Source organism: Sulfuritalea hydrogenivorans sk43H (assembly GCF_000828635.1).
Classification (GTDB): Bacteria; Pseudomonadota; Gammaproteobacteria; order Burkholderiales; family Rhodocyclaceae; genus Sulfuritalea; species Sulfuritalea hydrogenivorans.
On the sequence record NZ_AP012547.1, the window covers coordinates 2,413,518 to 2,436,589 of the forward strand.

21 protein-coding genes are annotated in these 23,072 nt (G+C 64.2%); 14 read left to right on the forward strand and 7 right to left on the reverse strand.

Features of this window, described 5'->3' with window-relative positions; genetic code table 11:
* Positions 1-2: 2 nt before the first annotated feature.
* The 7 genes from SUTH_RS11640 to SUTH_RS11670 all read left to right on the forward strand — a co-directional run bounded on the left by SUTH_RS11640 (position 3) and on the right by SUTH_RS11670 (position 6,634).
* Complete coding sequence (locus tag SUTH_RS11640; protein ID WP_041099424.1) at positions 3-1,157, forward strand: acyl-CoA dehydrogenase family protein; 1,155 nt, start codon at positions 3-5, stop codon at positions 1,155-1,157.
* 1 nt (position 1,158) lies between these two features.
* Complete coding sequence (locus SUTH_RS11645; RefSeq protein ID WP_041099426.1) at positions 1,159-2,244, forward strand: acyl-CoA dehydrogenase family protein; 1,086 nt, start codon at positions 1,159-1,161, stop codon at positions 2,242-2,244.
* On the forward strand, positions 2,241-3,047 hold the full coding sequence (locus tag SUTH_RS11650; protein WP_041099428.1) for an acyl-CoA thioesterase: 807 nt from the start codon (positions 2,241-2,243) through the stop codon (positions 3,045-3,047). Before SUTH_RS11645 ends, SUTH_RS11650 begins: the two co-directional genes overlap by 4 nt.
* 37 nt (positions 3,048-3,084) lie before the next feature.
* Entirely contained in the window at positions 3,085-4,191 is a 1,107-nt protein-coding gene (locus SUTH_RS11655; protein WP_041099430.1) for a zinc-binding dehydrogenase, read from the forward strand.
* Positions 4,192-4,219: 28 nt separating this feature from the next.
* On the forward strand, positions 4,220-5,035 hold the full coding sequence (locus tag SUTH_RS11660) for an alpha/beta hydrolase (RefSeq protein WP_041099432.1): 816 nt from the start codon (positions 4,220-4,222) through the stop codon (positions 5,033-5,035).
* Positions 5,036-5,063: 28 nt separating this feature from the next.
* Complete coding sequence (locus tag SUTH_RS11665) at positions 5,064-5,738, forward strand: DUF2461 domain-containing protein (RefSeq protein WP_041099434.1); 675 nt, start codon at positions 5,064-5,066, stop codon at positions 5,736-5,738.
* A 131-nt stretch (positions 5,739-5,869) separates the two neighbouring features.
* Positions 5,870-6,634: a tRNA pseudouridine(65) synthase TruC gene (locus SUTH_RS11670; protein ID WP_231851001.1), complete on the forward strand. Its 765-nt coding sequence runs from the start codon at positions 5,870-5,872 to the stop codon at positions 6,632-6,634.
* A gap of 49 nt (positions 6,635-6,683) precedes the next feature.
* Here SUTH_RS11670 and SUTH_RS19690 read toward each other — a convergent pair whose 3' ends face one another.
* Entirely contained in the window at positions 6,684-7,280 is a 597-nt protein-coding gene (locus tag SUTH_RS19690) for an FHA domain-containing protein (RefSeq protein ID WP_052473576.1), read from the reverse strand.
* A gap of 334 nt (positions 7,281-7,614) precedes the next feature.
* Between SUTH_RS19690 and SUTH_RS18520 the strand changes: the two genes are divergently transcribed.
* The 6 genes from SUTH_RS18520 to SUTH_RS11710 all read left to right on the forward strand — a co-directional run bounded on the left by SUTH_RS18520 (position 7,615) and on the right by SUTH_RS11710 (position 16,566).
* Positions 7,615-9,150: a type IV pili methyl-accepting chemotaxis transducer N-terminal domain-containing protein gene (locus SUTH_RS18520; protein WP_052473577.1), complete on the forward strand. Its 1,536-nt coding sequence runs from the start codon at positions 7,615-7,617 to the stop codon at positions 9,148-9,150.
* A gap of 178 nt (positions 9,151-9,328) precedes the next feature.
* Positions 9,329-12,304, forward strand: a complete 2,976-nt coding sequence (locus SUTH_RS18525; RefSeq protein WP_148312918.1) for a PAS domain-containing hybrid sensor histidine kinase/response regulator — start codon at positions 9,329-9,331, stop codon at positions 12,302-12,304.
* Positions 12,305-12,456: 152 nt separating this feature from the next.
* Positions 12,457-13,473 (forward strand): class I SAM-dependent rRNA methyltransferase, encoded by a 1,017-nt coding sequence (locus SUTH_RS11695; protein WP_041099440.1) that lies wholly within the window; start codon positions 12,457-12,459, stop codon positions 13,471-13,473.
* A gap of 16 nt (positions 13,474-13,489) precedes the next feature.
* On the forward strand, positions 13,490-13,861 hold the full coding sequence (locus SUTH_RS11700) for a thioredoxin family protein (RefSeq protein ID WP_041099442.1): 372 nt from the start codon (positions 13,490-13,492) through the stop codon (positions 13,859-13,861).
* Between the two features lie 107 nt (positions 13,862-13,968).
* On the forward strand, positions 13,969-15,834 hold the full coding sequence (locus tag SUTH_RS11705) for a DEAD/DEAH box helicase (RefSeq protein WP_084207370.1): 1,866 nt from the start codon (positions 13,969-13,971) through the stop codon (positions 15,832-15,834).
* A 207-nt stretch (positions 15,835-16,041) separates the two neighbouring features.
* The gene (locus tag SUTH_RS11710) at positions 16,042-16,566 is read left to right on the forward strand and encodes a gamma carbonic anhydrase family protein (RefSeq protein ID WP_041099444.1); all 525 of its coding nucleotides are present in this window, start codon (positions 16,042-16,044) and stop codon (positions 16,564-16,566) included.
* Position 16,567: 1 nt separating this feature from the next.
* Here SUTH_RS11710 and ftsB read toward each other — a convergent pair whose 3' ends face one another.
* The 6 genes from ftsB to SUTH_RS11740 form a co-directional block, all read right to left on the reverse strand.
* The gene (gene ftsB, locus SUTH_RS11715) at positions 16,568-16,906 is read right to left on the reverse strand and encodes a cell division protein FtsB (RefSeq protein ID WP_041099446.1); all 339 of its coding nucleotides are present in this window, start codon (positions 16,904-16,906) and stop codon (positions 16,568-16,570) included.
* Positions 16,907-16,926: 20 nt separating this feature from the next.
* A complete protein-coding gene (gene eno / locus SUTH_RS11720) occupies positions 16,927-18,213 on the reverse strand; it encodes a phosphopyruvate hydratase (RefSeq protein WP_041099448.1) in 1,287 nt (428 codons plus the stop codon).
* A gap of 21 nt (positions 18,214-18,234) precedes the next feature.
* On the reverse strand, positions 18,235-18,528 hold the full coding sequence (locus SUTH_RS11725; protein ID WP_041099450.1) for a DUF1330 domain-containing protein: 294 nt from the start codon (positions 18,526-18,528) through the stop codon (positions 18,235-18,237).
* Complete coding sequence (kdsA, locus tag SUTH_RS11730; protein WP_041099452.1) at positions 18,525-19,355, reverse strand: 3-deoxy-8-phosphooctulonate synthase; 831 nt, start codon at positions 19,353-19,355, stop codon at positions 18,525-18,527. Before kdsA ends, SUTH_RS11725 begins: the two co-directional genes overlap by 4 nt.
* A complete protein-coding gene (locus SUTH_RS11735) occupies positions 19,352-20,983 on the reverse strand; it encodes a CTP synthase (protein WP_041099454.1) in 1,632 nt (543 codons plus the stop codon). The genes kdsA and SUTH_RS11735 overlap by 4 nt, the downstream gene beginning before the upstream one ends.
* Before the next feature lie 130 nt (positions 20,984-21,113).
* Positions 21,114-21,824 (reverse strand): SapC family protein, encoded by a 711-nt coding sequence (locus SUTH_RS11740; protein WP_041102252.1) that lies wholly within the window; start codon positions 21,822-21,824, stop codon positions 21,114-21,116.
* 88 nt (positions 21,825-21,912) lie between these two features.
* On the opposite strand from SUTH_RS11740, the gene prfB reads away from it, so the two are divergent.
* A protein-coding gene (gene prfB / locus SUTH_RS11745) for a peptide chain release factor 2 (protein ID WP_148312919.1) occupies positions 21,913-23,017 on the forward strand; the annotation gives its coding sequence in 2 pieces (ribosomal slippage) (positions 21,913-21,993 and positions 21,995-23,017; 1,104 coding nt in all).
* The last annotated feature ends 55 nt before the right edge of the window (positions 23,018-23,072 follow it).

Below are 23,072 nucleotides of genomic sequence, written 5' to 3' on the forward strand. Positions count from 1 at the left end.
CAATGGATCTGCAATTCAGTCCCGACGAAAATGCCTTCCGCGAGGAAGTGCGTCGCTTCGTCGCCGAGAAACTGCCCTCGCCGATCCGCGACAAGGTGATGAACGGCGCCCATCTGAATCGCGACGAACACGTGCAATGGCAGCGTATCCTGCACCAGCGCGGCTGGGGCGGCCCCGGCTGGCCCAAGGAATTCGGCGGCCCCGGCTGGACGCCGACCGAGCAGTACATTTTCGAAGAGGAGTGCGCGGCGGGCGGCGCGCCGCGGCTGATTTCCTTCGGCCTCAAGATGATCGCGCCGGTGCTGATGGCCTTCGGCAGCCCCGCGCAGCAGCAGCGCTATTTGCCGAAGATCCTGGCGGCCGAGGAATGGTGGTGCCAGGGCTATTCCGAGCCGGGCGCAGGCTCCGACCTGGCCTCGGTGAAAACCCGTGCGGTACGCGAAGGAAACCACTACATCGTCAACGGCCAGAAAACCTGGACCACGCTCGGCCAGTATGCCGACTGGATTTTCTGCCTGGTCCGCACCGACCCCGAGGCCAAGAAGCAGAGCGGCATTTCCTTCCTGCTGATCGACATGAAGACGCCGGGCGTCACGGTGCGCCCGATCATCACGCTCGACGGCGCGCACGAGGTCAATGAAGTCTGGCTCGAAGACGTCAGGGTACCCGTCGAAAACCTGATCGGCGAGGAGAACAAGGGCTGGACCTATGCCAAGTTCCTGCTCGGCCACGAGCGCACCAACATCGCCGGCATCGGCATCGCCAAACGCGAACTGGCGCGCCTGAAGCGCATCGCCGAAGCCGAAGGCCGCCTCGACGATCCGCTGTTCGCCGCCCGCGTGGCGCAGGTCGAGATCGACCTCATCGCGCTGGAGATCACCAACCTGCGTGTGCTCTCCGCCGAACGCACGAAGAAGGCACCGGGGCCGGAAGCCTCGATCCTCAAGATCAAGGGCACTGAAATCCAGCAGGCCATCGCCGAGCTGATGATGCAGGCCGTCGGGCCCTACGCCCTGCCCTTCAGGCAGGCTGATGTCGGCCCCGATTACGCAACCAACCTCGCCACCGGCTACTGCAACCAGCGCAAGCTGTCGATCTTCGGCGGCTCCAACGAAATCCAGAAGAACATCATCTCGCAGATGATCATGGGGCTCTGACATGGACTTCGACTTCAACGAAGATCAACGCGCGCTGGCCGACACGGTGCAGCGCTTCGTGACAAAAGACTACACATTCGAGAAGCGCCGCGCCATCCTCGATTCCGGCGCCGGCTGGAGCCGCACGGTCTGGCGGGAACTGGCCGACCTCGGCGTGCTGGCGCTCACCATCGACGAGGACCACGGCGGCCTCGGCTACGGCCCGCAGGAAACCGGGCTGGTGATGGGCGCGTTCGGCGCCGGCCTGCTGCTGGAACCGTATCTGGCCAGCGCGGTGATCGCCCCGGCGCTGATTCGCCGTATCGCCAGCGCCGACTCTCAGGCCGAATGGTTGCCACGAATCGCTGCCGGAGAAAGCATCGTGATACTCGCCCATGCCGATGCGCGCGGCGAGATGGTCACAGAGAAGAGCGGCAAGCTCAACGGCCGCAAGGCCGTCGTCACCCACGGCGCCTGCGCCGACCTGCTGCTGGTTTCGGCGCGAACCGCCGACGGCGATACCGGCCTTTTCGCCGTCACGCCGGACGCGGAGGGTGTCAGCTTGCGCGACTATCCGACGCTCGACGGCCAGCGCGCGGCCGACCTAGTGCTGAGCAATGCGCCCGCCTGGAAAGTCGGCGCTGGCGATACGGCGAATGCCATCGACGCGGCCCTCGACATCGGCCTCGCCGCCCTGTGCAGCGAAGCCGTCGGCGTCATGGAAGCCACCGTCGCCGCGACCACCGATTACCTCAAGACGCGCCAGCAGTTCGGCCAACCGATCGGCCGCTTCCAGGCGCTGCAACACCGCATGGCCGACATGCTGCTGCATCTGGAGCAGGCGCGTTCGATGAGCTATCTTGCCGCCATGCATTGCACCAGCGAGGACGCGTCCGCGCGCCGGCGCAGCCTCTCGGCGGCCAAGGTGACGATCGGCCAGGCCTGCCGCTTCATCGCGCAGAACGCGGTGCAATTGCACGGCGGCATGGGCATGACGGACGAATTGATGCTCAGCCACTGGTTCAAGCGCCTCACCGCCATCGAAATGTCGTTCGGCGACACCGACGCGCATTTGCAGCGCTTCGCCAGACTGAGCCGCGCCGCGTGAGCGACTTCGCGCACCCCTTCGACGCGGCCATCGCACTGGCGGCCGCAACGCCGAACCGCCGGCTTGGCCGCACCAGCGCCGACTACTGGAACATGGTCAGCCCTTACGGCGGCATCACGGCCGCGGTGATGATGCAGGCGATGCTCGACCATCCCGATCGGCGCGGCACGCCACTGGCCTTCACCATCAACTACCTCGCGCCGATCGACGCCGGCGACTTTGTGATCGAGACCGAACTGGTGCGGTCCAACCGCAGCAGCCAGCACTGGGCGATCCGCCTGCTGCAGGGCGAGCCGGGGCGCGTGCTGGCCCAGGTGATCGCGATCTGCGCCGTGCGCCGCGAAACCTGGAGCCACGTCGAAGCCACCCGCCCCGAAGTGCCGCCGGCCGACGCCTGCGCGGTCGCGCCGCCGCGCAACGCAACCGGCTTTCTGCAGCGCTATGAATTCCGCATCGTGCGCGGCAAGCCCTTTGCCGCCAATGAAGACAGCCTCTCCCACGTCTGGGTCGCCGACAATCCGCCGCGCCCGCTCGACTTCGCGTCGCTGACGGCGCTGTGCGACAGCTTCCTGCCGCGCATCTTCCTGCGCCGGCCCGAGTTCGTGCCGATCGGCACCGTCTCGATCAACATCTATTTCCACGCCGGTGAAGAAGCGCTGATCCGCCAGGGCGCCGCGCCGCTGCTCGCCGTGGCCCAGGCCCAAGCCTTCAGCGACGGCCACTTCGACCACCACGGCCACGTCTGGAGCACCGATGGCGAGCTGCTGGCGACAACGCAGCAATTGGTCTGGTACAAGGAATAGCGGCACCGTCTTTCATTCATTTCAAGAGGAGTCCATCATGACCCAGCAAGCCCGTGCCGTCCTTTGCCGTGAAGTCGGCAAGCCCGTCGTCGTCGAAACCGTCAGCGTCGATGCGCCGCAGCGCGGCGAAGTGATGATCAAGCTTGCCGCCTGCGGCGTCTGCCACAGCGACCTTTCCGTCACCACCGGCACGCTGCCGCTGCCGCCGCCCGTGGTGCTGGGCCACGAAGGCGCCGGCAGCATCGTCGCGGTAGGCGAAGGCGTCAGCAGCTTTGCCCTGGGCGACCACGTCGTCAGCTCCTTCGTCAGCATGTGCGGCAAGTGCCGCTACTGCCAGACTGGCCGCCCGCAGCTCTGCGACCAGGCCGCCAAGGCCGGCTTCACGCTACCCGACGGCACGACGCGCTTCAAGGATGCCGCCGGCAAGCCGCTCAACATTTTTTCCGGCTGCGGCGTGATGGCCGAATACGCGACGCTGCACGTCGACAACGTGATCAAGATCGATGCCGCCGTGCCGCTCGACAAGGCCGCGCTGATCGGCTGCGGCGTGATGACCGGCGTCGGCGCCGCGGTCAACACGGCGAAGGTCGAGCCGGGCTCGGCCACCGTGGTCTTCGGCTGCGGCGGCGTCGGCCTCAATGCCATCCAGGGCTGCGCGATTGCCGGCGCCCGCATCATCGTCGCGGTCGATACCTCGGATGCAAAACTTGAAATGGCGAAGCAGTTCGGCGCGACCCACACGGTGAACCCGAAGAACGAAGAGAACATCGTCAAGGCCCTGAAGAAACTCACCGAAGGCGGCGCCGACTATGCCTTCGAGTGCGTCGGCTTCGGCGAGATCGCGGCGCAGGCCTATGGCTGTTTGCGCAAGGGTGGCACGGCGGTCGTGGTCGGTGTCGCCGGCCCCAAGGACACGACCACGATCCGCACCGCAACCCTGACCTTCGAGGAAAAGACCCTGAAGGGCAGCTACTTCGGCTCGGCGCGCCCGCAGCAGGACTTCCCGCGCCTGATCGGCCTCTACCGCAGCGGCCGGCTCAAGCTCGACGAACTGATCACGCGCACCTACAGCGTCGAGGAAGCACCGCAGGCCTTTGCCGATCTCGCCGAGGGGCGAAACGCACGCGGCGTGATACTGTTCTGACCCCAAGCCACACTTCCGGAGTTCACCCTTGAGTCACCGCAAACTGCACACCCTGCATCGCCCGGCAAAGAAGCACAACGGACATCCGCCGCTGGTTTTCGTACATGGCGGCTACGTCCATGCCGGTTGCTGGGACGTGAACTTCCTGCCGCATTTCAGCAAGCTGGGCTATCACTGCCACGCCATCGATCTATCGGGCCACGGCAAGAGCGAGGGTCGCGAGAACCTCAACAGCTACGACCTCGACCACTACGCCGCAGACGTCGCGCAAGTGGTCGCCGAGCTGCCCGCGCCGCCGGTGCTGATCGGGCATTCGATGGGCGCACTGGTGGTGCAGCGCTTCCTCGAAAAAGGCAACGCAGCGGCGGTCATCATGATGGCGCCCGTGCCGACCACCGGCCTGGCCGGTTGCAGCGCCCAGTTGAACGCCCGGCAGCCGGATTTCCTGCGGGAGGCCGCCTACGCCGTGCGCGGCAAGTACACCGCGAACACCGTCAAGGTGATGCGCGAAGTGTATTTCTCGCCCGACGTGACAGCGGAACAATTCGCCGCCTTCAAGCCGCTGGTGCAGGACGAATCCATGACCGCCGTAACCGAGATGATGACGCTGGCCTGGCGCTCGCCCAAGCGCCGGCCGAAGATTCCGGCGCTGGTCATGGGCGGCGAACTCGACGCGCTGTTTCCGTCCAACCAGCTTTACTTCACCGCCTCCGGCTGGAACGCGGAAACCTGCGTCATCCCGCGCGCCGGCCACATGATCATGATGGAGCCGCAATGGACCGCGGCCGCCGAGAAGATCGACAACTGGCTCGATCGCCGCCTCGGGCAGAAAGCGGCGGCGTAAGACAATCGCAGCGAAGGACAGGACCGCCATGTTCAGCAAAGCCACCTTCAAGTTCCTCGACGAACTCGCCGCCAACAACGACCGCGGCTGGTTCGAGGCCAACAAGCCGCGCTACGAAGAACTGGTGCGTGAGCCGGCACTGGATTTCATCGCCGCGATGGGCGATCCCCTGGCAAAGTTCGCCCCGCACTTCCGCGCCGAGCCGAAGAAGATGGGCGGCTCGCTGATGCGCGTGTTCCGCGACACGCGCTTCGCCCGCGACAAGAGCCCCTACAAGACCAACATCGGCATCCAGTTCCGCCACGAGCTGGGCAAGGACGTTCATGCGCCGGGCTTCTACATGCACATCGCGAGCGACGAATGTTTCTTCGGCGCCGGCTGCTGGCATCCCGAGGCCGACATGCTGGGGCACATCCGCGACCTCATCACGGCGAATCCGAAACGCTGGTTCGCCGTGCGCGACGACAAGAAGTTCGCCGCGCACTGGGCGCTGGCCGGCGACAGCCTGACGCGGCCGCCGCGCGGCTACGCCGCCGAGCACCCGGCGATCGACGACCTCAAGCGCAAGGACTTCATCGGCTTGGCATCCTTGTCCGCCGCCGAGGTGACGGGTTCCGGGCTGGTCAAACTCGCGACCGAGCGTTTCGCCGCCGCCACACCGCTGATGAAGTTCCTCTGCGAGGCGCAGGGCGTCCAGTACTAACGCTCATGGCCGCGAGAGCCGCCCGCCGAGGATCAAACACGCGAAAGACGAATTAATGGCCCGCCCCTCCCATCCTCCCCTCACGGGGAGGCTTCTTATTTGCTCGCTTCGCTCGGCTATCGCCAATCACTTTGAACGAGTTGTTTCACGTTAACGCCAGCGGCGGCATGCTCGACATCCTTTACCGCGACGACTTCCTCGTCGCGATCAACAAACCCGCCGGCCTGCTGGTCCATCGCAGCGACATCGACCGCCACGAAACGCGCTTCGCCGTGCAACTCCTGCGCGACCAGATCGGGCGGCGCGTGCACCCGCTGCATCGGCTCGACAAAGGCACCTCGGGCGTGCTGCTGTTCGCGCTCGATGCCGACAGCGCGCGCGAGGTCGGCGGGCAGTTCCAGCGCGACGAAGTCGGGAAGCGCTACCTTGCCATCGTGCGCGGCTGGCCGCCCGAATCCGGCACCATCGACCATCCGCTGTCGCGCCAGTTCGACGACTACGGCCGCAAGCTCGGCGCCGAGAGCAAAACCGAAGCCCTGCCCGCCGTCACCGACTATCGCCGCCTGGCCACCATCGAGCTTCCCGACGTCGTCGACCGCTACCCGAGTTCGCGCTATGCGCTGGTGGAACTTCTGCCGAAGACCGGCCGCCAGCACCAGTTGCGCCGCCACCTGAAGCACATCGCCCACCCCATCATCGGTGATGCCACCTGGGGCAAGGGAATCCACAATCGCTTCTTTCAGCAGCGCTTCGGCTGTCGGCGCATGCTGCTCGCCTGTACCCGCATGGAACTCCGGCATCCGCGGGACGACCGCATGTTATCCATCGAGGCGCCGCTTGAAGGGAGCTTTGCCAGTGTGATCGGTGCGCTTGGCTGGAGCGAAGCCCGCGGCTAGTTTCGCGGCGATCCAAACCATCGCGCTATCGCGGCATCGGCCGCGGAGTTCAATCGACGACGAAAAGAAACTGGTCGCGACCGTGGCCGCCGAAGAAAATCGTATCGCCGGGAATCAGCGCGACTTCGTCCACGGGCGAATCGATCTGGGCGTTGAGGAAGGTGCCGTTGGTGGATCCGAGGTCGCGCAGAACCACCTTGCTGTCGACGATGCCGACCCAGGCGTGACGCTGGGAGGCGCGGGCGTCCGTGATGACGATATCGTTGTCCGCGCTTCGTCCCACGGTAATGCCGGCGGCGGTAACGGGGAAGGTGTTGTCCTTCTGGGTTCCGCCAACGCAGACCAGCCTTGGAACGGCTTCTTTCGGCAACGGCACTTCCTCGCGATTCTGCAATGCAGGATTCGCGCCGACCGGAGTCGTGCGCACATGAATCCGCGTTGCGGTGGGATCGTAAGCGGCTTCTGCGGCAGCAGCTTTCGGAGGACTGGCGGCAGCTTTGGCGGCGGCGGCGGAAACCGCGGCGGCAAGCGCCCTGGCATTTTCCGCATCGCGCCTCTGGCGTGCCTTCCGATTGTTGATCAAGGTTGCCGCAACGCCCGCCAGGACAAGCGCGAAAAGTCCCCAGAATATGTAATGCTTGAGCATCCGAAACCTCCTGATGACTGCAGGAACCTTGTGGCAGGACCATGCTGCAGCTTGACGTCTGGCCCGGAAACGACCGAGCCCCCCCATGCACCTGCGCCCTATTTTAGGACAATTACGTATCGAATTCGCATGTGGTCGCCTTATGCGGGGATAAGGGAAGGTCGCCATCGATAGCGCCTCGTCCTCGGGCCAGAGTCGGCGCTGGCGGAACGGCGCGACAAAGTGCCGCAGAAGAGTCTTCCTGCAATCCAGGGAGATGCGCGATAATTGGAACTCCAACGAGCGCAGGGCCGCGCGCTCACCGTGAATTGGCTCGAATTTCAGGGTAAACCGAATGCTCCCATCGCATCGCAACGCAAAAGCGCACCGCAGCGTCAAGGCAATCCTGGGCCGGATTTCGCTATTCGCCAACCTCGCCGCCGGACACATGGATGACCTCGCGGCGGCATCCCGCAGCGCCAGCTTCGAAAGGAACGAGGCCATCTATCGTGCCGGCGATTCCGTCGATGAAATGTATTTCCTGCTGTCGGGCCAGGTAAAGCTGGCGCTGTCATCCAGCCAGGGGCAGGAGAAGGTCATCAACGTGGTGGAGCCGGGGCTGTCCTTCGGCGAGGCCGAGCTGTTCGGCGGGCGCCGCTGCCTGACGAACGCCGTGGCGATAATGCCGTCGCAGGTTCTGTGCATTGCCGGGGACGATATCCGCCGCATCATGGCCACCGACCCGCAGCTCGCGTTGCGCGCCATCAAGCTGCTGGCGCAGCGACAGCTGGAACTGGAGAACGAACTCGCGGCCAGGTATTTCCGCACCGGCAGCCAGCGCCTGCTGGACTACTTCGTCAAGCTTGCCGGGCCCACCCGCGACACGGCGGGCGAAACCCCGGTAACGCTGCGCACCACCAAGCTCCTGCTGGCTTCCCGCTTCGACATGAAACCGGAAACCCTCTCTCGCGCCTTGCGCGACCTCACCGAAGCCGGCCTGATTGTCGCCGACGGGAACCAGGTCAGGCTGATGAACGCCCCGATCGCGCACTATCTTGCCCATGAAGATCCCGCGCGCGGCAGCACCCTTGCCACCGAGCCATTCCAGCGACGTGCGACCCAAACCACGCGCAGGGCCGGAGCACCCCTGTACGACATGCACAATCGGGACAAGGGCGCCCGTTCGTTCTGCGACGAAATCAACCGGGCCGGACGCCAGCGCATGTTGTCACAACGCATGGTCAAGTCGTGGCTGATGCTGGAGCACCGGGTATTGCCCCGCCCGGCACGCCAGGTGCTCAAGCAATCAATCGACTTGTTTGACCGGCAGCTGGCGCAACTCGAAGATTCCGCAAGCAGCGCCCAAAGCCATGCGGCGCGCGCCGAACTGGCCGAGTTGTGGCGGCCCTACAAAACCTTGCTGACTGCCGAGCCCACCCGCAAATCCGCGCACGCGCTCTACGGCATGAGCGAAGAAGTACTGCATGCGGCGCACAGGCTGACCCTGAGCTTCGAAAGAGCCGACGGCACCCGCAAGGGCAAGCTGATCAACCTTGCCGGACGCCAGCGCATGCTGTCGCAGCGCATGGCGAAGTTCTTCCTCTTTCAGCATTCCGGCATCCAGGCGTCCAGATGCCGGAAGGAGCTGCGGGATGCCAGCGAGGAATTCTCGGCCGCCCTGGTCAAACTCGCTTCGGCAACACGCGATAAACCGGACATCGCGGCGGAACTGGAAGGCGTGGCAGAACACTGGGACAGCCTGCGATCGGTGATCGCGACCCGCGACGAGTCGAACTTCGCAACGTCCGCACGCAAGGTATTCACGGCCAGCGAAAACCTGCTGCAGCGGATGGACACGGCGGTGGAACTTTACGCAAGGCTTCCCGGCTGACAAACGCGCATCGCAGCGGAGAGAAAGTCGGCGCTGGCGGTACGGCGACGCAGGGTTTCCCAGCGTCTCCAGATCAACCGGCTGTGCTCACCACTCTTCTCGCCGGCAAGAACGACCTGAAAGAAAAGCTCCTTCGCCTGCTTGGCAAGGCACTCCAAAACGGCTATGTTGGGTCCAATTGCAATTAACGATGCGGGAATCTCCTGGAATGCTGGCCAGATACACATCGATTACCCAGCGGCAAACTGCCTTGAAGGTGGTCCTCATCTATGCCGCGTTCGCGACTGCATGGATTCTGCTGTCCGACGAAGTGCTTTTCACCTCGACCGGGAATGCAGCACAGATTGCCTCCATCAGCGTGCTGAAGGGGCTGGGTTTTGTCGCGATCACGACCCTGCTGCTCCACTTTCTGCTCAAGAATACCTGGCTTCGCCAGGCTTCTTTGCTCGCCGAGCAATCGGAACTGTTGCAACTGCTCGTTGCGCAGGCTCCCGCCGCAATCGCCATGTTCGACCGCAACATGCGCTATATCGCCGCCAGCCGGCGCTGGAACGAGGACTACCAGCTGGGTGACCGCTATCTGACCGGGCTTTCCCACTATGAGGTATTTCCCGAGATCGGGGATGCCTGGAAGACCGTCCATCAACGGGCATTGCGTGGGGAGTCCGTCGGCAGCGAAGAGGACCGTTTTGTCCGCGGGGACGGAACGGTTCAGTATCTGAAATGGCAGGTCCTGCCGTGGCGCGCCGCCGACGGCAGGATCGGCGGCATCGTCATCATGTCGGAAGACATCACCCGCCGCAAACAGGCGGAAAAGGCGCTGCGTGACAGCGAGCAGCATTTCCGCACACTGGCCAACAGCGGATCGGCGCTGATCTGGACTTCTGGAACCGACAGACTTTGCGACTACTTCAACGAGCCGTGGCTGCGATTTACCGGGCGGCCCATGGCGCAGGAACTCGGCAATGGCTGGCTGCAAGGCGTCCATCCCGCGGACCTGGATCGTTGCATGCGGACGTATGCGGCGGCATTCGATATGCGCCAGGCCTTCAGCATGGAATACCGCCTGCGCCACGCCGACGGCACCTACCACTGGATCCGGGATGACGGGAATGCACGGTATGACAGCTACGGAGAGTTTCTCGGCTATATCGGATTCTGTGTCGATATCACCGCGCAAAAGGAAACCGAAAAGCAGCTTCGCCAGTACCTGACCGTCTTCCAGCTGGCCGGATGGGGCATGGTCATCACGGATGCCGCCACCAACCTGATCGTTCAGGCCAACCCCGCATTCGCCCGCATCCATGGCTATGACAATGAGGAAATGATCGGCATGCCGCTGATCGAGGCCTATGCCCCGGAAGCCAGGGCCGAGGTTCCCGCACACACCCGCCTGGTCCACGAAAAAGGGCACCATGTCTTCGAGACGATGCATGTGCGCAAGGATGGCTCGCGCTTTCCTGCACGTATTGACGTCACGGCCTACAAGGACGCCGATGGTCAGGTGGCATTCCGCGCAGCCACCGTTGAAGACCTCACCGAGCGCCATCACATGGAAACCCGATTGCGACTCTGGGGCGAGGCGTTCACCCATGCCGAGTTCGGCCTGGCCATTGCCGATGCAAAAACGAACACATTCCGCGCGGTCAGTCCGGCATTTGCGCACCAGCGTGGCTATCTTCCTGAAGAATTGATCGGGCAATCCGTTCTGACGGTATTTCCGGAAGACGCACGGGACCGGACACGGCAATTGATCGCAGCATTGGACCGGACGCATCACGGCGTCTTCGAATCCGAGCACATCTGCAAGGACGGCCGGCGCTTCCCGGTTCTCCTCGACATCACCGTCATCCACTCGGCGGATGGCACTCCGCTGAATCGCATTGCCTACGCGCTCGACATTACGCAGCGCAAACAAGCGGAACGCACGCTGGAAGAGTATCAACAGCACCTTGAGGAACTGGTGGCCCGGCGCACCCAGGAGCTGTCCCTCGCGAAGGAAGCCGCCGAGACGGCCAACATCGCGAAAGCGGCTTTCCTGGCCAACATGAGCCACGAGATTCGCACGCCGATGAACGGCATCATCGGCATGGCCAACATCATGCGCCGCGAAGGCGTCACACCCAAACAGGCACAACGCCTCGATACGATCGATCTCTCCGCGCAGCACATGCTCGCGATCATCAACGACATCCTTGATATTTCCAAGATCGAGGCAGGCAAGTTCCTGCTGGAAGAAGGCCCCGTCGATATCCCCCGCATTCTGGAGGATGTCGGCTCGATCCTTTTCGAACGCGCCGGGGCCAAGGGCGTCCGTCTGTCGATCGAGACCGAGCCCATGCAGCACCATCTGTATGGCGACTCCATGCGGCTGCAGCAGGCTCTGCTCAACTTCGCAACCAATGCCGTCAAATTTACCGAGCAAGGCTCGGTGACGCTGCGCACGCGCGTGCAGGGGGAAGACGCCGATTCGGTGTGCCTGCGTTTCGAGGTACAGGACACCGGCATCGGCATCGCAGCCGAGGTCATGCCCCGCCTATTCAGCGCCTTTGAGCAGGCCGACAACTCGATGACCCGCAAGTACGGTGGCACCGGCCTGGGACTGGCGATCACCCGCCGCCTTGCCGAATTGATGGGCGGCGAAGCAGGCGCCGTAAGCACGCCAGGCATGGGTAGCACCTTCTGGTTTTCCGCCAGACTGAAGAAGGGTGCAGAGCCGGCTTTGAAGCAGGCTGTAACGGAGGCCGATGTCGAAGCCCTGATCCGGCAGCGTTATGCCGGATGCCGGATTCTGGTTGCCGACGACGAGCCGATCAACAGGGAAGTGGCCCAGATGCAGCTTGAAGCGGTCGGGCTGCGGGTGGATATGGCCGAGGATGGCGCACAGGCCGTCTCCATGGCACAGGAAACGTCCTACGCAGCAATTTTCATGGACATGCAAATGCCGAACGTAAATGGACTGGAGGCGACGCAGGAAATACGTCGGCTTCCCGGCTATCAGCGAACACCGATTATCGCGATGACTGCCAATGCCTTTGCAGAAGACAAGGCACTCTGCCATGAAGCCGGAATGACCGATTTTCTGGTCAAACCCTTCGATCCCGATACCCTGTTTTCAACTTTGCTGCACTCGCTGGATCGAAGCGGGATGTAGCAGCAGTCATGCTGCGACCTGAATGACCCCGGATCGAATCCGGGAGTCGGCGCCGTCGATACGGCGACGCAGGGTCAGCATACGCGTAAGATGTCGCCCTTTTCCGCGATTGCCATTCTCGACAACAGCGGAACCCCTGCCGAGAAACCGCCATGTCCGAAGCCCTCCTGCCCCTGCTCGCCGCCGCACTCGATGCGCGCGCGGAACTCCTGCCGCGCCTGCACGCCGAGCAGACAGATTGCTACCGCCTGTTCCACGGCAGCGTCGAGGGCCATCCCGGCCTGACCATCGATCGCTACGGCGATCTGCTGCTGGTGCAGTGTTTTCACAGCCCGCTGCCGCCGGAGGCGCTGGCCGCCGTGCAGAGCTTCTATGTCGGCTTGCTGCCGGAGCTGACGCTGGTCTACAACGACCGCAGCCACGCCAATTCGCGCATCGGTAATCCGCTGCCGCCGGACCAGCTCGAAGCGGCGATGATGCCGCGCGAAGTGCACGAGATGGGCGTCACCTATCGCATCGCCGGGCGCCACGCCGGGCAGGACCCGTGGCTGTTCCTCGACCTGCGCGCCGCGCGCCGGCGGGTGATGCAGGAGGCGCCGGGCAAATCGCTGCTGAACCTGTTCGCCTACACCTGTGGCGTCGGCATCGCGGCGGCCAAGGCCGGTGCGCGCTTCGTGGTCAATGTCGATTTCGCCGATTCCAGCCTTGCGGTCGGCAAGGAGAATGCGCGCCTGAACGATCTGCCGGTGCGCCCGCGCTTCGTCAAGTGCGACGCCTTCGCCGCGATGCGCCAGTACGCCGGGATCGGCCAACCCGAGCGCGTGCGCGGCAAGCGCATGCCGCCCTTTCCCAAACTCGACGCGCAGACCTTCGACCTGGTGTTCCTCGATCCGCCGCGCCATGCCAAGAGCCCCTTCGGCGTGGTCGACCTGATCAACGACTACGCCTCGGTGTTCAAGCCCGCCCTGCTGTGCGTTGCCGAGGGCGGCACGCTGATCTGCACCAACAACGTCGCCGATGTGCAGCGCGACGCCTGGCTTGATGGATTGCAGCGCAGCGCGGCCAAGGCCGGCCGGCCGATCCGCGACATGGAATGGATCATGCCGGAAGCCGACTTCCCGAGTGCCGACGGCCAGCCGCCGCTAAAAACAGCCCTGCTGCGGGTCTGAGGCCGGAGAAAGCTCGATGCATTCGAAGCACGAACCCACGGCCACCATCTTCGACGTCACCGAAGAGGACTTCGACACGGCGGTGGTCGCCCGCTCGCAGCAAACACCTGTACTCGTCGACATCGGCGCCGACTGGTGCGCGCCGTGCCGGGTGCTGAGCCCGCTGCTGGAACGCCTGACGAGTAACTACGACGGCGCCTTCCTGCTGGCGAACGTCGACGCCGACGAAAACATGCGCATCGCCGGAAAGCACAAGGTGCGCGGCTTTCCGACCGTGATCGCCTACAGCCGGGGCGTCGAAATCGACCGCTTCCACAGCGCGCAAACCGAGGGTTTCCTGCGCAAATTCATCGACGGCGTGATCGAACGCCACGCAGCGGGGGAATAAAGACGGGCTTTTTGGCCCGAATTCAGGGATAATGCGCGGTTCTCCGGCCGAATGCTTAGCTCCGGCCCGCCTTTCCCTCGAAATTCCCTGCTCCGCGCGGGTACACCATGACCACCTCCCCAGACCTAAATGCCGCCGGGTTCGATACCCTCGGGCTTGCCCAGCCATTGCTGAAGGCCCTCGCCGACGTCGGCTACGAAACCCCCTCGCCGATCCAGGCGGCCTGCATCCCGCCGCTGCTGGCCGGCCATGACCTGCTCGGCGAAGCCCAGACCGGCACCGGCAAGACCGCCGCCTTCGCCCTGCCGCTGCTGCAGAAGATCGACCTCAAGCGCGCCGTGCCGCAGGCCCTGATCCTGACGCCGACGCGCGAACTGGCGATCCAGGTCGCCGAAGCCTTGCAGAAATACGCCCACCACATGCCCGGCTTCCACGTGCTGCCGATCTACGGCGGCCAGAGCATGGTGGTGCAGTTGCGCGCGCTGTCGCGCGGGACGCACGTCATCGTCGGCACCCCCGGTCGCGTCATGGACCACCTGGAACGCAAGAGCCTGGTGCTCAACAATCTGTCGATGCTGGTGCTTGACGAAGCCGACGAGATGCTGCGCATGGGCTTCATCGACGACGTCAAGTGGATCCTCGAACACACGCCGGCCGAACGCCAGACCGCGCTGTTCTCGGCCACCATGCCCGACGTGATCCGCCGCGTGGCGCGCGAGCACCTGCGCGAGCCGAAGGAAATCAAGATCCGTTCGGCCACCTCCACCGTGGTCACCACCAGCCAGTCCTACTGCCAGACCCACACCGGGCAGAAGCTGGAAGCGCTGACGCGCATCCTCGAAGTGGAAGACGACTTCGACGCCGCCATCATTTTCGTGCGGACCAAGACCGCCACCGTCGAACTCGCCGACAAGCTGGAAGCGCGCGGCTATTCGGTCGCGGCGCTCAACGGCGACCTGACCCAGGGCCTGCGCGAACAGGTGATCGAACGCCTCAAGGCCGGCACCATCGACATCGTGGTCGCCACCGACGTCGCCGCGCGCGGCCTCGACGTGGCGCGCATCAGCCATGTCATCAACTACGACGTGCCCTACGACACCGAGGCCTACGTGCACCGCATCGGCCGCACCGGCCGCGCCGGCCGCACCGGCCGCGCCATCCTGTTCCTGGCGCCGCGCGAAATGTACATGCTCAAACTCATCGAGCGCGCCACCAAGCAAAAGATCACCGCCCTGACCATGCCGACCCCGGGCGAAGTGGCCAACCGCCGCGTCGCGCAGTTCACTCAGCAGGTGGTGGATATCATCAAGAGCGAGAAGCTGGACTTCTTCTTCGACGTGGTGCGCCGCATGGAAGGCGAACAGGACATCGCCGCCCGCGAAATCGCCGCCGCGCTGGCCTGGCTGGCGACGCGCGAGCGCCCGCTGCAGATGCCGGGCGCCAGCGACCATGCGCCGCGCGAGGCGGCTCCGGTCGCCGTCCCGCCAGCGCCGACTTTCGAACGCAAGCCAGCCAGGGCCAAAACGGATGAAAGCGCTCCGGCCGCCGAATCGCGCCGTGAGCGCCCGGCGAAGGAAGGCCGCAGCGACACCCCGGTCAAGCAGCGCAGCTTCGCGCCCGGCACGCTGGCGCGCTACCGCATCGAGATCGGCCGCAACCAGGGCGTGCTGCCCAAGGAGATCGTCGGCGCCATCGCCAACGAAGCGGGCATCGCCGGCAAGGATATCGGCCAGATCAACCTGTTCGACGACTACAGTTCGGTGGAACTTCCTGCCGGCCTGTCGGCCGACCTGATGGACATCCTGCGCCGCATCCGCGTGCGCCAGTTCGCGCTCAAGACGCGAGTCATGGAGCCGGGCGAGTTCGTCGACACCCGCCCGCCGCGCCGCGCACCGCCGGCCCGCGACAGCAAGAAGCCGGACTGGAAGAAGCCCGCCGGCGCCAAGCCGGAATGGAAGAAGCGGGAACGTTAAACTTGAAATAAGAAGCAGTTGATCCGCAGATTTCGCAGATTTTCGCAGATGGATCAACACGCTTGGCACATCCTGCCCATCAGCCATCGGGTTTGTCGGCGAGGACCTCCAACCCTGGGAAGCACCGCGTTTTAATCTGCGAGAATCTGCGTCATCTGCGGAAAATGGGTTAAATCGCGCGACGGGGTTCACTACGAGGAGATCATCATGCCCATCTACAGCATCGGCGACCGCAAACCCTCGCTGGGCACGAATGCCTGGATCGCCCCCAATGCCACGGTGATCGGCGACGTTCAACTTGGCGACAACGCCAGCATCTGGTGGAACGCCGTGCTGCGCGGCGACAACGACACCATCCGCATCGGCGCCAACAGCAACATCCAGGATGGTTCGGTGCTGCACGCCGACGAAGGCGTGCCGCTGACCCTCGGCGCCCGCGTCACCGTCGGCCACATGGTGATGCTGCACGGCTGCACCATCGGCGACGAGTCGCTGATCGGCATCAAGAGCGTGATCCTCAACAAGGCCGTGATCGGCCGCCATTGCATCATCGGCGCCAATTCCCTGATCCCCGAAGGCAAGGTGATCCCCGACCGTTCGCTGGTGATGGGTTCACCGGGCAAGGTAGTGCGCCAACTGACCGACGAGGAAGTGGCGCGGCTGCGGCTCGCCGCGCAGGGCTATGTGGAAAACGCCCGGCGCTACCGGGCGGAGCTGAAGCAGGAAGACTGACTCAGCGCGGCACCACCGCAGGTTTGGCCGCCGGCTTGGCGACCGGCTCCGATGAAGGCGCCAGCATCATCTTCTGCGGCACCTGGACGAACACCTCGCCGTCCTTGATCATTCCCAGCTCATAGCGGGCACGCTCTTCGATGGCTTCGTAGCCCGACTTGAGGTCGCGCACTTCGGCATCCAGCCCGGCATTGCGCTGTTCCAGTTTCTGATTGACCTCGCGCTGCGCCTGCAGCTGGCGGTCATAGTCCCAGACGCGAAGCCAGCCGCCCTTGCCCAGCCACAACGGATATTGCAGCAGGGCGATGAGGACGACCAGCACCAGCGTCGGCCAGTTCATGGCGCGATGCGCGGCGGCGACTATTTCCTGATGTTGTAGAAAGCGTCGAGGCCGGGGTAGGACACGGTATCGCCGAGGTCTTCCTCGATGCGCAGCAGCTGGTTGTACTTGGCGATGCGATCCGAGCGGCTGAGTGAACCGGTCTTGATCTGGCCGGCGTTGAGGCCCACGGCGATGTCGGCGATGGTCGAATCCTCGGTTTCGCCCGAACGATGCGAGATGACGTTGGTGTAGCCGGCGCGCTTGGCCATTTCGACTGCGGCGAAGGTTTCGGTCAGGGTGCCGATCTGGTTGATCTTGATCAGGATCGAGTTGGCGATGCCCTTTTGGATGCCTTCCTTGAGGATCTTCGGGTTGGTGACGAAAAGATCGTCGCCGACGATCTGCACGCGCTTGCCGAGCTTGTCGGTGAGCAGCTTCCAGCCGTCCCAGTCGCCTTCGGCCATGCCGTCCTCGATGCTGATGATCGGATAGCGGTCGGCCAGCGTCGCCAGGTAGTCGGCGAAGGCTTCCGAGGTCAGTTCCAGCTTTTCCGAGGCAAGGATGTAGCGGCCATTCTTGTAGAACTCGGAACTGGCGCAGTCGAGGCCGAGCACCACATCCTGGCCCGGCGTGTAGCCGGCGGTCTCGATCGCCTTGAGGATCATTTCGATGGCTTCGTCGTTGCCCGACACGTTCGGCGCGAAACCGCCCTCGTCGCCGACCGTGGTCGGGTAGCCCTTCTTGTCCACCAGCTTCTTCAGGTGATGGAAGACTTCGGCGCCGCAGCGCAGTGCCTCGCGGAAGCTCGCCGCGCCCACCGGCAGGATCATGAACTCCTGGATGTCGAGGTTGTTGTTGGCGTGCGCGCCGCCGTTGATCACGTTCATCATCGGCACCGGCATTTGCATCGGGCCGGAGCCGCCGAAATAGCGGTACAGCGGCAGGCCGGCTTCCTCGGCGGCCGCCTTGGCCACCGCCATCGACACGGCGAGGATGGCGTTGGCGCCGAGGCGAGACTTGTTGTCGGTGCCGTCGAGTTCGTTCATCGCCATGTCGACGAAGGCCTGCTCTTCGGCATCGAGGCCGATGATGGCTTCGGAGATCTCGGTATTGACGTTCTCGACGGCCTGCACCACGCCCTTGCCCAGGTAGCGGGCGGCATCGCCGTCGCGCAGCTCGATGGCTTCGCGCGAGCCGGTGGAGGCGCCGGATGGCACAGCGGCGCGGCCCATTACGCCCGATTCGAGCAGGACGTCGGCCTCGACGGTGGGATTGCCGCGTGAGTCGAGAATCTCGCGGGCGACGACATCAACGATTGCACTCATGATTATTTCCTCGTATTTAACTCAGTAAGCTTCGGCCAGGACCATGTCGAAATCCGACACGCCAGCTCTTGCCTCGCGTGCTGCAAGGTATTCGGGAGAGTCGTAAAAGCCCCGTGCTGCATCCATGCTGGGAAATTCCAGCACCACCAGCCGCTGCGGCTGCCAGGTCCCTTCCAGCGTTTCGTAGGGCGCGCCACGCACCAGATAGCGACCGCCATGTTTTTCGACCGCGATCTGGGCCAGGCGCCGGTATTCCGTCATGCGCTCCGGATCGCTGGAACGCGCATCGACCACCAGGTAGGCGAGTTTGCTCATGCCGTCATTCCTTTACGTTTTACCAGCGCGTCCAGTTCCACCAGTTGTTCGAGCAGCGTTGCCATCTGCGGCAGAGGCCACGCATTGGGGCCGTCCGACAACGCCTTGGCAGGATCGGGATGCGTCTCCATGAAGAGGCCGGAAACGCCAACGGCGACGGCCGCGCGCGCCAGCACCGGGACGAACTCGCGCTGCCCGCCGCTGCGGTCGCCCTGCCCGCCCGGCAGTTGCACCGAATGCGTGGCGTCGAACACCACCGGGCAGCCCGTCTCGCGCATGATCGCCAGGCTGCGCATGTCGGACACCAGATTGTTGTAGCCGAAGGACGCGCCGCGCTCGCAGACCATGATGCTGTCGGCCCCGGCATTCGCTTCCTTGGCCTTGAGCACCACCTGCTTCATGTCGCCCGGCGCCATGAACTGGCCCTTCTTGATATTCACCGGCTTGCCCGATGCGGCGCAGGCCTGGATGAAATCGGTCTGGCGGCAGAGGAAGGCCGGCGTCTGCAGCACATCGACGACGGACGCGACGGCGGCCACTTCATGTTCCGCATGCACGTCGGTCAGCACCGGCACGCCGATCTGCTTCTTCACGTCGGCCAGGATGTCCAGGCCCTGCTCCATGCCGAGGCCGCGGAAGGACTTGCCGGAGCTGCGGTTGGCCTTGTCGTAGGACGACTTGTAGATGAAGTTCAGACCGAGTTTGCGGCAGATGTCGCGCAATTGCCCGGCGGTATCGAGCGCCATCTCGCGCGACTCGATCACGCAGGGGCCGGCGATCAGGAACAGCGGCCGGTCGAGGCCGACATCGAAACCACAGAGCTTCACTTGATGCCCTTGCGCGCCAGCGCCGCCTTGACGTAGGCGATGAACAGGGGATGGCCGGTGCGCGGATTTGAGGTGAATTCGGGGTGGAACTGCACGCCGACAAACCACGGGTGGGTCGCGGCCGGCAGTTCCATCATCTCGGGCAGGTCCTCGGTCGGCGTGCGCGCCGAAATCACCATGCCGGCGGCTTCGAGCTTGGGCACGTAGGTGTTGTTTACCTCGTAGCGGTGACGATGCCGCTCATTCACCTCGGCGCCGTAGATCGTCGCCGCCAGCGTGCCGGGCTTGACCGGGCAGCGCTGGGCGCCGAGGCGCATGGTGCCGCCGAGATCGGAACTGGCGTCGCGCTTTTCGACGCGGCCTTCGCGATCCTGCCACTCGGTGATCAGCGCGACCACCGGGTGCGGTGTCTCGGCGTCGAACTCGGTGCTGTTGGCTTTCTCGAACCCGGCGACATGGCGGGCGAACTCGATGGTGGCGAGCTGCATGCCGAGGCAGATGCCCAGATACGGCACCTTGTTCTCGCGCGCGTAGCGGATCGCGGCGATCTTGCCTTCGGTGCCGCGCCGGCCGAAGCCGCCGGGGACCAGCACCGCATCCATCGATGCCAGCACGCCGGGGCCGTTCTTTTCGATGTCCTCGGAATCGATGTAATTGATCTTCACGCGGCTGGCGCAGTGGATGCCGGCATGCACCAGCGACTCGGTCAGCGACTTGTAGGATTCGGTGAGATCGACATACTTGCCGACGAAGGCGATATTCACCTCGTGCTGCGGATGCTCCAACGCCTCGACCAGCTTCTTCCACACCGACAGGTCGGCGGCGCGCGCCAGGATGCCCAGCTTGTGGCAGACGATCTCGTCGATCATCTGGTCGTGCAGCATGGCCGGAATCTTGTAGATGCTGTCGGCATCGAGCGCGGAAATCACCGCCTCGGGCTGGACGTTGGTGAACAGGGCAATCTTGCGTTTCTCGTCCTCGGGAATCGGGCGATCGGCGCGGCACAGCAGGATGTCCGGCTGGATGCCGATCTCGCGCAGTTCCTTGACCGAATGCTGGGTCGGCTTGGTCTTCAGTTCGCCGGCGGTGGGAATCCACGGCACGAGAGTCAGGTGGATGTAGCAGGCGTTCTGGCGGCCTTCCTGGATGCCCATCTGGCGGATGGCTTCGAGGAAGGGCAGCGACTCGATGTCGCCCACGGTGCCGCCGACCTCGACGATCGCCACGTCGGCGCCTTCCGCCCCGCGCTTGATGAAAATCTTGATCTCGTCGGTGATGTGCGGAATGACCTGGACGGTTTTGCCCAGATACTCGCCGCGCCGCTCCTTCTTGATCACCGATTCATAGATCTGGCCGGTGGTGAAGTTGTTGCGCTTGCCCATCTTGGCGCTGGTAAAGCGCTCGTAGTGGCCCAGATCGAGGTCGGTCTCGGCGCCGTCCTCGGTGACGAACACCTCGCCATGCTGGAACGGCGACATGGTGCCGGGATCGACGTTGATGTAGGGGTCAAGCTTGAGGTGGGTAACCTTGATGCCTCGGGATTCGAGGATCGCGCCGAGGCTGGCGGCGGCGATGCCCTTGCCCAGACTGGACACGACACCACCCGTAACGAAAACGTATTTGGCCATGAAGAACGCAGCCACTGCGGCTGCTGCGGGAAATTCCAATCATAGCGGAAAATTCCCGGGCTTTAGAAGCCCCGCGCCAGGCGGGCAATTCAGCGCGATCGAGGACGGCTCGGCGACGATCGGCGTCGCCTCAGCGCCGACTCAGGCGCTCCAGCAGCGTTCCCAGGTTCCCCAGCGAAATGAGATGGGCATGGATCACGGCCAGCGTGCCGTTGGCAAACAGTTCCGGGACGACATCGCGCTCCAGGGCGCGCAATCTGGTCTCGTCCACCACGCTCAGGCCGTTGAGGCGGAACTGCGTACCGTCATTGAGCTGCGCCAGCGAATCCGCCGGCCGCAACAAACCCAGTTCCTGCAGCCGGCGACCCAGTGCTTCGGTGGCGGCCGCCGCCTGATGAAACTCGGTGAGGAACTTCATCGCGTGGTCGAGTTGCGGACCGGGCTTGCCATCGACAAACAGCGCCTCGCCCTCCTTCGTGCCAAAGCACGGCGACGCCTCGTCGATGCACACCAGCAGTTCGCCCTGCGCACCCGTGCCGGGTACGAAGGGGTAGCGCCGGACGAAGGCCGGCACATAGCGGGCATCCCACTTCCCCGCCGGGTTCACGTAGAGGTTCTCGGCTTCGCGCAAACCCAGCAGCGCGGCAGGAACGGGGCCGTTCTGGCCACGGGTGAAAACGATCGGATACTCGCGCGCGGCCTCGAAAAACTCGCTGGCCAGCAGCGGCACCGAGTTGGTCTTCGCCGCATAGGCAAAGCTTGTGGCCGGACGCATCTTCAGCTTGGCGTGGAGCTTGTCGTTGAGCGCAACGACCCGCTCGTAGAAGATCATTTCGGACATTGCGCTGGTCCTGAAACCGAAAGTCATGAGGCTATCACATCGAAGGTACGACTATAATTCGCGTCTTTCGCCCCGCGCAGGAACAGTCATGGAAGCCGAACGCATCAACGCCGTTGCCAACCGTATCGCCGACCTTTCCGGTCGCAGCGAGCAACTGCGGAGGTATCTTTGACTACGATGGGAAAGCGGAAAAACTCGCCGAACTGAACCAGGTACTCGAAGACCCCAAACTCTGGGATGACGCCGAGCGCGCCCAGACACTGGGCCGCGAAAAGAAATCCCTCGAAGCCGTGGTCGGCACGCTCTCCGGGGTCAGCCAGCGGCTGACCGACGGCCGCGACCTGTTCGACCTCGCCAAGCAGGAAGACGACGAAGACACCATGGAAGCCGTCGAGGCCGACCTCGACGAGGCCGAAAAGCTGGTGGCCGACCTCGAATTCCGCCGCATGTTCAACAACCCGGCCGACCCCAACAACTGCTTCATCGACATCCAGGCCGGCGCCGGCGGCACCGAAGCCTGCGACTGGGCCAGCATGCTGCTGCGCCAGTACCTGAAATACTGCGAGCGCAAGGGCTTCAAGACCGAACTGCTGGAACAGACCGACGGTGACGTGGCCGGCATCCGCAGCGCCTCGATCAAGGTCGAGGGCGACTATGCCTACGGCTTCCTGCGCACCGAGACCGGCGTGCACCGGCTGGTGCGCAAGTCGCCCTTCGATTCCTCGGGCGGACGCCACACCAGCTTCGCCAGCCTTTACGTGTATCCCGAGATCGACGACTCGATCGAGGTCGACATCAACCCCGCCGACCTGCGCACCGACACCTTCCGCGCCTCCGGCGCCGGCGGCCAGCACATCAACAAGACCGACTCGGCGGTGCGCATCACCCACGTCCCCAGCGGCATCGTCGTACAGTGCCAGAGCGACCGCTCGCAGCACCGCAACCGCGCCGAGGCGATGGCAATGCTGAAGTCGCGCCTCTACGAACTCGAACTGCGCAAGCGCCAGGCCGAGGCCGACAAGCTCGAAGCCGGCAAGACCGACGTCGGATGGGGCCACCAGATCCGCAGCTACGTGCTGGACAACTCCCGCATCAAGGACCTACGCACCAACGTCGAAATCTCCGCCACGCAGAAAGTGCTCGACGGCGACCTCGACCAGTTCATCGAAGCGAGCCTGAAGCAGGGCGTGTAAAAGTCGGCGCTGGCGGAACGGCGAAACCGTAGTCTGTCACCTATCGCTGCCAGGA